The sequence below is a fragment of the Stenotrophomonas sp. SrG genome (assembly GCF_050031795.1).
Lineage (GTDB): Bacteria > Pseudomonadota > Gammaproteobacteria > Xanthomonadales > Xanthomonadaceae > Stenotrophomonas > Stenotrophomonas rhizophila_A.
Genome location: NZ_JBNBBE010000003.1, coordinates 64,889 through 76,796 on the forward strand (window position 1 = coordinate 64,889; position 11,908 = coordinate 76,796).

General features: G+C 67.0%; 9 protein-coding genes. 3 read left to right on the plus strand and 6 right to left on the minus strand.

All coding sequences use genetic code 11. The annotated features are described in order from the left end of the window. Positions 1 to 51: 51 nt before the first annotated feature. From ACQG3P_RS03905 to ACQG3P_RS03915, 3 genes are read right to left on the minus strand one after another with little or no spacing between them, the layout of a single operon-like run. Positions 52 to 1,113: an ABC transporter substrate-binding protein gene (locus ACQG3P_RS03905; protein WP_426804266.1), complete on the minus strand. Its 1,062-nt coding sequence runs from the start codon at positions 1,111 to 1,113 to the stop codon at positions 52 to 54. Then, entirely contained in the window at positions 1,110 to 2,495 is a 1,386-nt protein-coding gene (locus ACQG3P_RS03910; RefSeq protein WP_426804267.1) for a sensor histidine kinase N-terminal domain-containing protein, read from the minus strand. Before ACQG3P_RS03910 ends, ACQG3P_RS03905 begins: the two co-directional genes overlap by 4 nt. Further along, a complete protein-coding gene (locus tag ACQG3P_RS03915) occupies positions 2,482 to 3,171 on the minus strand; it encodes a response regulator (RefSeq protein WP_426804268.1) in 690 nt (229 codons plus the stop codon). Before ACQG3P_RS03915 ends, ACQG3P_RS03910 begins: the two co-directional genes overlap by 14 nt. 215 nt (positions 3,172 to 3,386) lie before the next feature. On the opposite strand from ACQG3P_RS03915, the gene ACQG3P_RS03920 reads away from it, so the two are divergent. From ACQG3P_RS03920 to phbB, 3 genes are read left to right on the plus strand one after another with little or no spacing between them, the layout of a single operon-like run. After that, on the plus strand, positions 3,387 to 4,568 hold the full coding sequence (locus tag ACQG3P_RS03920) for an OprO/OprP family phosphate-selective porin (RefSeq protein ID WP_426804353.1): 1,182 nt from the start codon (positions 3,387 to 3,389) through the stop codon (positions 4,566 to 4,568). Positions 4,569 to 4,595: 27 nt separating this feature from the next. Next, positions 4,596 to 5,921 (plus strand): CitMHS family transporter, encoded by a 1,326-nt coding sequence (locus ACQG3P_RS03925; RefSeq protein ID WP_426804269.1) that lies wholly within the window; start codon positions 4,596 to 4,598, stop codon positions 5,919 to 5,921. 16 nt (positions 5,922 to 5,937) lie between these two features. Next, positions 5,938 to 6,678 (plus strand): acetoacetyl-CoA reductase, encoded by a 741-nt coding sequence (phbB, locus tag ACQG3P_RS03930; protein ID WP_068853963.1) that lies wholly within the window; start codon positions 5,938 to 5,940, stop codon positions 6,676 to 6,678. A 116-nt stretch (positions 6,679 to 6,794) separates the two neighbouring features. Here phbB and ACQG3P_RS03935 read toward each other — a convergent pair whose 3' ends face one another. The 3 genes from ACQG3P_RS03935 to rsgA all read right to left on the minus strand — a co-directional run bounded on the left by ACQG3P_RS03935 (position 6,795) and on the right by rsgA (position 11,788). Continuing rightward, on the minus strand, positions 6,795 to 9,089 hold the full coding sequence (locus ACQG3P_RS03935) for a TonB-dependent receptor (protein WP_426804270.1): 2,295 nt from the start codon (positions 9,087 to 9,089) through the stop codon (positions 6,795 to 6,797). Positions 9,090 to 9,270: 181 nt separating this feature from the next. Continuing rightward, entirely contained in the window at positions 9,271 to 10,539 is a 1,269-nt protein-coding gene (locus ACQG3P_RS03940) for a flavohemoglobin expression-modulating QEGLA motif protein (protein ID WP_426804271.1), read from the minus strand. Between the two features lie 157 nt (positions 10,540 to 10,696). Further along, on the minus strand, positions 10,697 to 11,788 hold the full coding sequence (gene rsgA / locus ACQG3P_RS03945; RefSeq protein ID WP_068853967.1) for a ribosome small subunit-dependent GTPase A: 1,092 nt from the start codon (positions 11,786 to 11,788) through the stop codon (positions 10,697 to 10,699). Positions 11,789 to 11,908 lie beyond the last annotated feature (120 nt).

Genomic DNA, 11,908 nt, shown 5'->3' on the forward strand with positions numbered 1-11,908 from the left:
GGGCCGTGCGGAGCGCCGCCACGGGGGCGTTGCGGTTCGCGATGGTGCCCGTCAGGGGATATCTGGCCCGGGAGGTTGCTGGCGCGTGCTACCTCGCCAGGCGTCGAGGAACTGGCGGCGCTTGAGGGCATCCAGGTAGACCAGCAGGCCCGGGCCCAGCAGGATCGGGCGGTAGCTGCGGCCGGGGGCGCGGCCGCGCTGGGTGGGGACGATCGACATCAGGCGCGCTTCGCGGGAGAGCACCTGCTGGCCGCGGGGGGATAGCAGGTAGTCGAGGAAGCGACGGGCTTCTGCTGCGTTCTGGGCCGTGCGCGGGATGACGGCGGTGCGCAGGACGACGAGGGTGTAGTCCTCGGGCTCGACGATGCCCAGTGGAGCGCCGGCGTCGATTCGGGCCTGGGCGTATGAGCCGAGTACGTTGTACACGAGCGAGAGCTGGCCGCTGCTTACGCGGTCCAGCAATACGCCGGTGCGTTCTTCGAGCTGCACCTGGTTGTCGCCCAGCGCGCCGAGCAGCGCGCCGGCCATGCTGCCGCGCTGGCCATCCTGGGTGGCGAGCAGGTAGCCCACGCTGCTGCGTTCGACGTCATAGGTGCCAACCTTTCCGGCCAGCGGGGCGTCCGGGGCGCGCAGCAGTTCGAGCAGCTGGCGGCGGGTTTTCGGGACGCGGGCCGCTGGCAGGGTGCGGGTGTTGTAGACCATCGCCACCGGTTCGTAGCTGATGCCGAATGCTTCATGCCGCCATTGCGCCCACGCGGGAAGTGCGTCGGTCTGCGGCGAGCGGTGTGGCAAGGCGTGGCCGTCGTTGACCAGCTTGGCCTGCAGGTCCATGCCGCTGCTGATCAGCATGTCTGGGCCGGTGGGGCTGTGGCGCTGGCGCAGGTACTGGGCGTACATGTCCTGGGTGATGACGTCTTCGTAGACGATCTCGGTGCCGGGGTGCAGGCGCTGGTAATCGGTGATGACGGTGGCGAACACTTCGATGTCGGTGGAGCCGTGGATGCGCAGCTCGGCCGTGGCGGTGCCCTTGGCCGGAAAGCGCTGCACATCGCCGGGGTCGGCGAACGCCGGCCCTGCCGCCAGCATCAACAACAGGAACAGGGTGCGCATCATGCGTGCAGCCTCGGCAAACGGATGGTGGCCACCAGCCCGCCGGTTGGCCGGTTGCTCAGGTCGATCTGGCCGCCGTGGCTGTCCACGACGCGCTTGACGATGGCCAGGCCCAGCCCTGCCCCGCCCGGTGCGGCATCTTCGCCACGCGCGAAGCGCTCGAACACGCGCTCGGCATCGCCCGGCGAAATGCCCGGGCCATGGTCGGCGATGGTGACCACGCAGTGGGTACCCTCTTCGGTGAGCGCGACCTGCAACGGGCCGTCGCCGCCGTACTTTAGGGCGTTGTCGATGAGGTTCTTGATTGCTTCGCGCAGCAGCAGTGCGTCGCCCTGCACGCGCGAAGACGCCACGCCCACGGCCAGCTGCACGCGTGGTGCAGGCAAGGCCTGCGGCAGCGCTTCGTGCAGCGCCTGGTGCACGGTTTCCACCATGTCCACCGGGGCGAAGCGCTGCAGGTTGGACCGGTGGATCACGCTCGCATCGCTGAGCAGCTGGTTGAGCAGGCGGCTCATGTGGGTAGCGTTGCGGTCGATGGCGGCCAGGCTGCGGCGCATGTCTTCGGGGTCGTCGTCGTCCAGCGCCAGTTGTGCCTGCGCACGCAGGGCGGCCAGCGGGGTTCGCATCTGGTGGGCGGCTTCGGCCATGAACGCGCGCAGGGTTTCATTGCTGCTGGACAGGCGCGCCATGAAGCGGTTCAGTGCGGCCACCATCTGGTCCATCTCGCGCGGCACGCGCGCATCCAGCGGGCTCAGGTCGGACGGCTCGCGCCGCGACAGCTCGCGCTCCACCTTCACCAGCGGGCGGAACGCGCGGTGCACGCCGAACGCCACCAGCGCCAGCGACAGCAGCGAGAGCACGCCGATGGCGAGCAACGCGCGGTTGACGATGTCCTGCGCTACCGCTTCGCGCGCGCGGCGGGTCTGGCCGACCTGCACGCGCACTTCGGCCTGCGCAGAGGGCGAAGAGACGCGGCGCGACACCACCACGAAGCGCACGGTTTCACCGCTGTAGTGCGCGTCGAACAACTGCGGTTCGTCGGAAGGCGTGCGTGGCGGCGGAGGGAGATCGGCGTAGCCGGTCACGGTGCGGTTCTGGCCGTCGAACACGCGGTAGAACACGCGGTCGTCCGGCGCCATCGACAACAGATCTAGCGAGGCATACGGCAGGTCCACCTGCCACTGCGCGTCCACCAGCGCCACCGAATCGATGATGGACAGCGCCGACGACACCAGCAGGTGATCGTAGGAGCGGTTGGCGGCACGCTGGCCGTAATCGCGGGCGGCAAACAGCAACGCCACGGCGAACACCGCCAGCAGCACGCCCAGGTACAGGGTAAGCGTGCGCCGTAGCGAGCTGGGCGCGCGGGTTTCAGCCTTCGGCATCGGGCGTGCCGTCGATGGCTTCCAGCAGATAACCGCTGCCGCGCACGGTGACGATGCGCAGCGGCGCATCGGCCAGCTTCCTCCGCAGGCGGCCCACATACAGTTCGATGGCATTCGGGCCGGCTTCGTCATCGAAGCCGAACAGGCCGTTGCCGATCTCGTCCTTGCCGACCACGTGGCCCAGCCGGCCCATCAGGATTTCCAGCAGGCGGTACTCACGGTTGGGCAATTCAATGGGCTGGCCATCCAGGCTGACCCGGTGCGAGGCGTTGTCGAACTGGAAGCCGCCAATCTGCACCACTTCGCTGGCCTGCCCGCGCGTGCGCCGCAGCAGCACGCGGCAGCGCGCTTCGAATTCACGGAAGTCGAACGGCTTGCCCAGGTAATCGTCCGCGCCCACGTCCAGCGCCTGCACGCGGTCTTCGATGCCATCGCGTGCAGTGAGCATCAGCACCGGGGTGGCATCGCCACGCTCGCGCATGCCGGCCAGCACGCGCAGGCCGTCCAGCTTGGGCAGGCCGATATCCAGCACCACCAGATCGAAGCTCTGGTAACGCAGCACGCTGGCGGCGGCCAGGCCGTCGTTCTGCCAGTCCACCGCGTGGCCACTGCGGCGCATGCGGCGGACGATGGCGTCGGCCAGGTCCGGGTTGTCTTCTACCAGCAGGATGCGCATCGGGCGGAAACAGGCGGGGGTGCGGGAATCCTAGCGCGAGCGGGGTGTGCCGTGGGTTGCGCTGCGCTGCAGCAGGCGCCGACAGGTGGATGACAGCTTCCCCGCACTAGGCTGCGCCATCGCCAGGCACCCCCGTGCGGACGCGTCCCGACAACCTGCGGGTTGGCATGGCCCACACGCCCTGCCCGCCCACCGCCATGTACCTGGGAGGGTTCATGCACTTCAATCTCCTGCGTTGCCGCGGGCTGGCCGCCTGCGCCCTGTTGTTGCCCATCGCCCCGCTCTGGGCCGCCGATGAGGTCGATGCTGACCGCCCGGTCACCGCCACCTTCGGCGGCCGCCTGCACCTGGATTTCGCCGACTTCAACAACGACGCGCGCGGCACCCCGAACAAGGACGACACTGAGATCCGCCGTGCCTGGCTGGACATGTCGGGCAGGTTCTTCGTGGTGGACTACAAGCTGGAAGCCGACTTCTCCGGCGACCAGGTGGAAGCCAAGGATGTCTACGTCAGCCGTGATTTCAGCGGCGGCAAGCTCAGCGTGGGCCAGTTCAAGCAGTTCTTCTCGCTGGATGACCGCACCGGCTCCAACTACGGCAGCTTTCTGGAGCGAGGCAACGCGGGCACCACGCTGGCGCCGCTGTACCGGCTGGGCGCGTCGTGGCAGGCTGCCAAAAACGACATGACCTGGGCCGCCAGTGCCTACAGTCTGGAGAGCATCGATGCGTGGCAGGTGAAGGGCCGTGCGGCCGGCGGCCGCGCCACCTGGGCACCGGGCGCCACTGCCGGCGACGTGCTGCACCTGGGGCTGTCGCTGGCGCATGAGCGCTACGACACCCCGGGCGCCAACGGCGTGCCGGCGCTGCGGATCCGCCCGCGCCCGGCTGGGCACCTGTCCGACAACAGCCGGCTGACCCTGATCGATTTCTCTTCCGGGCGCGATACCGACGTCAACAAGTGGTCGCTGGAATACGCGCAGGTGCGCGGCCCGCTGTCGTGGCAGGGCGAGTTCAGCGGCGCCACCTTCGATGACGGCAGCCAGCGCGGCACGGTGCTGGCGGGCTACGGGATGCTGAGCTGGTTCGTCACCGGCGAATCGCGCGGCTACGACCGCAAGACCGGGCGCTTCGCGCGCATCAAGGACATCCGCCACAAGGCCGGTGCGTTCGAGCTGGCGCTGCGTTACGACCACATGCGCGGCGAGCAGCACCTGTCCGGCCAGCCGGACCTGATCGATGCGCGCACCGACGCCTGGACCCTGGGCGGCAACTGGTACCTGCGCCCGAATCTGCGCTTCATGCTGAACCTGATCGACAGCCGCAACCGCGATTACCTCGCCGCGGCCACCGTGGACCACACCCGAGCCGTTACCGGCCGCCTGCAGTTCGATTTCTAACCCCCCTTGCAAGGAAACCCGCAGATGATGCTGAGCATCCTCGGTTTTGGCATGGTCATTACGTTCATGTACTTGATCATGAGCAAACGACTGTCGCCCCTGGTCGCGCTGATCACCATTCCCATCGTGTTCGCGGTGATGGGCGGCTTCGGTGCGGATATCGACCAGATGATGCTGGATGGCATCAAGAAGATCGCGCCCACCGGCGTGATGTTGATGTTCGCCATCCTGTACTTCGGGGTGATGATCGATGCGGGCCTGTTCGACCCGCTGGTGCGGATCATCCTGCGCCTGGTCAAGGGCGACCCGATGAAGATCGTGCTGGGCACGGCCGCATTGGCGATGCTGATCTCGCTGGATGGCGATGGCTCGACCACGTACATGATCACTGTGTCGGCGATGCTGCCGCTGTACCAGCGACTGGGCATGAGCGCGTTGAACATGACCTGCGTGACCATCCTGGCGGGTGGCGTGATGAACCTCACCCCGTGGGGCGGGCCGACCGCGCGCGCGGCCACGGCGCTGCACGTGGACCCGGCCGATGTGTTCATTCCGCTGATCCCGGCGATGGTGCTGGCCTGCATTTCGGTGCTGCTGCTGGCCTGGTACCTGGGCTTGAAGGAACGACGCCGGCTGGGCGTGGTGACGCTGCCCAAGGGGGGCAGCTGGATGGATGCCAGCGTTTCCGATGACGGCGCGCTGCCCACCGTGGAAGATGCCGAAGACACCAAGCGACCGAGGCTGCTGTGGGTGAACCTGGGCCTGACCCTGGCGCTGATGACGGCGCTGGTGATGGGCGTGCTGCCGATGCCGGTGCTGTTCATGGTCGGCTTTGCGATCGCACTGGTGATCAACTACCCGAACCTGGCCGAGCAGCGCCGCCGCGTGGTGAACCATGCCGGCAACGTGCTGTCGGTGGTGTCGCTGATCTTCGCGGCGGGCATCTTCACCGGCATCCTCAACAACACCGGCATGGTGGAGGCGATGTCGCACAGCTTCCTGGCCATCATTCCCGATGCCTGGGGCCCTTACCTGGCGGTGATCACCGCGCTGGCCTCGATGCCGTTCACGTTCTTCATGTCCAACGACGCTTTCTACTTCGGCGTGCTGCCGATCCTGTCCGAGGCGGCCGGCAACTACGGCATCACCCCGGTCGAAATGGCACGCGCCTCGCTGGCCGGCCAGCCGGTGCACCTGCTCAGCCCGCTGGTGCCGTCGACCTACCTGCTGGTGGGCCTGGCCAAGGTGGAGTTTGCCGACCACCAGAAGTTCACCCTGAAGTGGGCGGTGATGGTGTCGCTGGTGCTGATGGCCGGCAGCCTGCTGTTCGCGCTGTATCCCCTTGCCGCTTGACCCGGGAGATTCCGAGATGACCCTTCGTATCGCATACGTCACCAGCGGCATGGGCAGCGTGGGCACCGCCATCTGCCAGAAGCTGGCTCGCACCGGGCACACGGTGGTGGCCGGCTGTGCGCCCAATTCGCCGCGCAAGGCCGGCTGGCTGCGCGAACAGCGTGAGCTGGGCTTTGATTTCATCGCCTCCGAAGGCAATGCGGCGGACTGGCAATCCACGGTGGCGGCCTTCACCAAGGTCAAGGCCGAAGTGGGTGAGATCGACGTGCTGGTCAACAACGCCGGCGGCAGCCGCGACGTACTGTTCCGGCAGATGACCCAGGACGACTGGAACGCGGTGATGGGCTCGAACCTGCATGCGCTGTTCAACATCACCAAGCAGGTGATCGACGGCATGGCCGGCCGCGGCTGGGGCCGCATCATCAACATCGGCTCAGTCAGTGCGCACAAGGGCCAGATCGGCCAGGTCAACTTCGCCACCGCCAAGGCGGCGATGCACGGTTTCAGCCGGGCGCTGGCCAATGAAGTGGCCACGCGCGGGGTGACGGTCAACACCATTTCGCCGGGCTACATCGCCAGCCAGTCGATCAGCAGCTTTCCGCCGGATGTGCTGGATCGCTTGGCCGGGTCTGTGCCGATCCGCCGCCTGGGCAAGCCCGAAGAGGTGGCCAGCCTGTGCGCATGGCTGGCGTCGGATGATGCGGCGTATGTCACCGGTGCCGATTACGCCGTGAACGGCGGGTTGCATATGTTCTGATGCAGTGCCGGGATGATGGGCAATGTGCCGACCAACGGTCGGCACCTACCCTGCATCCTGGATCGATTTCGCCCTCGACGGTAGCGCCCGACCGTTGGTCGGGCGGCGACCCACCGTCAGAATTCCGCGCTTACGGTCATGAACAACTGCCGTGGCGCGCTCGCATGGATCGCGTAGCGCGTACCGGTCGGGTCGGTCGGGGCGAATGAGCTCAGCTGCCCCGCATACCGCTTGTTGGTCAGGTTGGTGGCGTTGAGCGAGACCTTGACGTCGCGCAGGCCCAGGCCCGGCCCGAACGAATACCCCATGCCCGCATCGAAGGTGGTCACGCCCGGCACCGACTGATCGTTCGTGTAGGTGTAATACCGCTTGCCGGTGTACTTGGCACGCAGGCTGGCAAAGAAGCCATCCCGGTTCCAGCTGATCTCGCTGGAGGCCATCCGCTGCGGCGTATCCACGGTGATCTTGCCGGCCACCGGCACCACCGCGCCGCCCGAGGTGTAATCATCCTCGTAGGTGCTCTTGTTCCACGACACCGCGCTGTACCACTGCAGGCCATCCACCGGCTTGAGGATGAAGGTCAGCTCCGCGCCCTGGCTCTTCACCGAGCCGACGTTGATGAAGCGGGTGATGCACTCCGGCCGCGTGCCCACTTCAATGCTGGTGCAGGGATTGAGCGACAGCAGGCGGTTGTCGAACATCACGTGGTAGGCCGCGATCGAGGCCTGGTACTTCTCGCCGAAGGTACGGAAGCCCGCTTCGAACGAACGCGACTTCTCCGGCTCCAGATCGTCCACGCTGGCCGCGAACGATTCCGGCGACACCTGCAGCGGGCCACCACTGCCACCGCCGACGAACGCGGCATGGTTTTCCGAGTACGAGGCAAAAACCTCGTTGCTGGGGCTGAGCTTGAAGCCGATACCGGCCTGCGGCAGCACCGATTCCTTGGCGGTCAGCGTACCGGAGGCATAGCTGGCTTCGGTGCCGGGCTTGGACACGGCGGTCATGCGCGTGTTCGGGCTCTTGATGCCCACGTCCACGGTCAGCCTGTCGTCGAGGAAACGCATGCGGTCCTGCACGTAGAACTGGCGGGTGCGGATGTCGTAGTCCTGGTCGAACAGGCGACGGTTCGGGTAGTTGAGGTACCCATCATCGAGGAACGGCCCGGTGATGTAGTAGAAGTTGCGCTCCACATTGTGGTCGTTGCGCTCGTACCACAGGCCGGCTTCCAGCTCGTGCAGGCCCAGCTGCCAGTTCAGCGCAGCGGTGACGCCCTGCCGGTTGATGGTGTAGTTGGTGCTGCGGATGGAGATCGGCAGCGCCTGCGGCGTACCTGGATTGGACGCCTGCCCCGGTGCCCACCAGTGGCCTTGGCCACGGTTCTCGTGGTGGTAGGCCAGCAGCTTCAGGCGGGCGCTGTCGCCCAGTGCCAGATCGGCATCCAGCGAGTACAGGTTGTCATCGCGCAGCGCACGGCTCTGGTAGTACGCATCGTCGATGCTGTTGACACCACCGCTGAAGGCGCAGCGCTGCGCGTTGTAGGTGGCCGGCGCGCAGTAGGCCGCGGCCAGGGCGCGATCCCAGTCCGGTGCGTAGATGTTCCAGTCCCAGCCCAGGCCGCGCTCAAGCATGCTCTTGGACAGATAGGCGTAGTTGGCCTGGCTCACGCGCGAGGTGGCGGCGAATGCGCCGAAGCGGTGGTCACCCACGTTCCACACGGCCTTGGCGTTGAACTGCCGGGTGGTCTGGTTCTGGTTCGGTTCGGCCCACATGTCCGCGTCCTGGTGCACACCGGAAACATACGCCGAGAAGCCGTTGAGGTCGCCGGTATCCACGCGCAGGAAGCCACGACGCTGGTTGTCGTCGCCCACGGTGACGCTGGCACGGCCGCCGAATTCGGTGGACGGGTCCTGCGAGAAGTACTGGATGGTGCCGCCAAGGTTGCTGGTGGAGGCCACGCCCAGCGAGCCGATGCCCTGCGATAGTTCGGCGCCGGCCAGGTTTTCTGCGATCAGCGCACGCGCGATGCTCAACCCGTTGTAGTTGCCATAGCTGTTGTCGCCCAGCGGAATGCCATCGAGCGTATAGCCCAGGCGGCTCTTGTCGAAGCCGCGCAGGCTGATGGTCTGCGATTCCTCGTTGGCGCCGAAGGCATCGTTGGACTGTACCGACACGCCGGGCAGGCGGTCGAGGATCTTCTGGGCGCTGGTGCCGGGCGGCAGCACCTGCTTGTCCACGGCCGTAATGCGCTGCACCTGGCGGGTTTCGCCCTGGCCGATCACCGATACGGCGTCCAGGGTGCGGGCGCTGGGCGCGCCGCTGGCGTCGAGGGAACTGTCCACGTCGGCGGCGTGCACATTGGCAGCGCACAGCGCGATCGCCACGGCGATCGTCAGGGGTCGGTTGAGCATGAGGGTCCGTTACATGATGGAGGTGCCTGCGTGGTGCAGGTGCGCGGCCATGATGGAGACGGAAGATGAAAGGATTCTTACGCTCAGGCGAGCGAGCATAGAAATTGCGACACGGCGCATGAATTGCGTGCGGTCAACGGCGTACCCACCAACGGTGGGTACCTACCGGTTGCTCCAATACCTACTCGGCTGCCAATTGATCCATGCGAATGCGATTGGCGAACAAGGAGAACGCCAGCATGCCGGCCAGCCCGTTGGCGCGGCTGACCCAATGCGGCAACCAGCGCGGTGGGCGCAGGATGCCTTCTTCGAACAGCGGCGCGAAATCCACCGCGTCGGTCAGTGACATCTTGCCGGCAAACAACCACCGGCAGTTCTGCAGGCGGTCTTCGGCCAGCATATGGCGGAAGAAGGTATGCACCGACACCAGCCCACGCAGGTACACGGTGTCCTTGGTGAAGGCTGCGCCGCCGGTGGCGGGCACGCCGCGGAACACACGCTGCGCCGAGGCGAAGCTTTCCTCGTTGTTCTGCCCGGCATCGCAGAAGTAGCGGAACACCTGGATGAAATCCGCGCCTTCGCGTGCCATCGCGATCGCTTCGGTGCGCAGGCTGATGCGCTTGAGCCGCTCGATGTCGATGCTGCCGGTGATCTGTTCGGCGAACGTGGCCAAGCCTTCCTGGGTGGCGGTCACCCGGGGCGAGGACAAGGCCAGGCTGGGCAAGTGCGGCTGTTCGCGCCCGTTGAGCGCGGTGAGCGAGTGCACCAGCGCTTCATGGTGGAACAGCTGCGCGCGGTCGTAGGCACTGAAGCGCGCACTGGTACGCAGGCGGATGCGGGTGGGGCCGGCAGCGGCCTTGGAGATCAACTCCGGATCCAGCTGCACGCTGATGATGCGCGATTCAAAAAACGCATCCAGGTCGCTCTGCAGCTGGAGCTGCAATGCGGTGGCCGAGACCGGCACCTGCTCTTCCGGGGCAAGCAGCTCGTGGTCCAGTTCCTGCGCGATCTGGATGAAGTGCCGGGCCGCTTCGCGGGTGCTGGGGCCGTTGCCCGGCAGCGGCTGTTCGGGCGAGCCGAACAGCTCCACCGAGTAACGGTCCACGGCAGCGGTGCCAAGCGATTCGAGCAGGCCGGCGGCCAGGTCCCAGCTGTGGGCGGAGCGGCGGATGTACAGGCCGATGGGGTGGTCGACATCGCACTGGGCGCTGATCGCGGCCAGTTCGCGGCGGGTGCGGGCGAAATCGAGCTTCGGGTAGTCCAGCACCGGCAGCACCGGCTGGCCACGCGCCACGCTGGCCAGGAACGGGGCCTGCAGGGCGGCCGGCCAACTGGTCAGGCCCAGCAGCCGCAGCCCTCCCACGGCCTCCACCAGCCGGGCGTCCAGCTCGGTGTGGTGGGCCACATCCCGGTCCACGGTCATCGGCGGGCGGTGAGGAGCGATGCTCATGAAGCGGACATTAGCAGGCCCGAACCGCGCTGTCGGCCCCTGCCCTGCGTAGAGCCACGCCCTGCGTGGCTGCATGGCATGCCCGAAGCCGCAATGGGTCCGTGAACAGCAGCCACGCAGGGCGTGGCTCTACCAGTGGATTGCCAGCGGGTTTTCGTCAGCGTTTTTTGCCTGGCGGGCGCCACTGCGCACCTTTGCTCACATGCTTGCGCTCCAGTGCCTGCTGGGCCTGGCGCACCGCCAGCTTGGCGGCCGCGGCCGCCACTTCGTCCTTCAGCTTGAAGTAGTTGAGCAGCCGCTCTTCATCCAGCTCACCGGAGTCGATCGCCGCGCGCACCGCACACCCCGGCTCACGCTGGTGGGCGCAATCGCGGAAGCGGCACTGTGCGGCCAGCGCTTCCACATCGGCGAACCCTACTTCGCCCAGCGCCTCTTCGCCGGTGGGCTTGAGCTCACGCATGCCGGGGGTGTCGATCAGGCAGGCGCCCGACGGCATCGGAATCAGCGCGCGGTGGGTGGTGGTGTGGCGACCCTTGGAATCGTTGCCCCGCACTTCGGCGGTCTTCATCAGCTCGTAGCCGAGCAGCGTGTTGGTCAGGGTCGATTTGCCGGCACCGGAGGAACCGACCAGCACCACGGTCTGCCCGGCGCCGAGCCACGGCAGCAGTGCGCTGGCGCTGGCAGGGTCGCGGCCGTTGATGGCCAGCAGCGGGATGTCCTGCGCGGCCAGTTCTTCCAGCACGGCCAGTGCATCTTCGCTGTATTCGGTCTGGTCGGCCTTGGTCAGCACCACCACCGGCTGCGCGCCGCCACCGCCCACCAGCATCAGGTAACGCTCGATCCGGCGCGGGTTGAAGTCCGCATCCAGCCCGCAGACGATGAACACGGTATCGATGTTGGCCGCGATCACCTGCTGGTGGTAATGCTCGCCGGCCGCGCCGCGCTTGATCGCGGTGCGCCGGGGCAGCAGGGCCACGATCAGGATGCCGTCCAGCAGCACCCAGTCCCCCACCGCCGCGCGTTCGTGGCTGGGGAAACGCGGCCGCTGCCATTCGGCGGGCGATTCGGTCTTGATCGCCGCGCCCGGGGCATCGGCCACCACATAGCCGGTACGGTGCTGTTCCACCACCCGGCCCGGGCGGGCCTGGGGGTACTGCTCGAACAGGGCCTGCCAGGCAGGCAGTTCGGGGGCGCCTGCCCAGGGCCAGCCCATGGTCTGCAGGGCGCGGTAGTCGATCGGTTCGCTCATGCGCCCATTCTAGAGGCATCGGCGGCAACTGCCCGCCAATACTGGGAATTTGCCCCGGAGCCCTTGCCCTGCAACGCAGCATTTCCGCTAGTATGCGATTTCCATGCCCGAACCACGGCC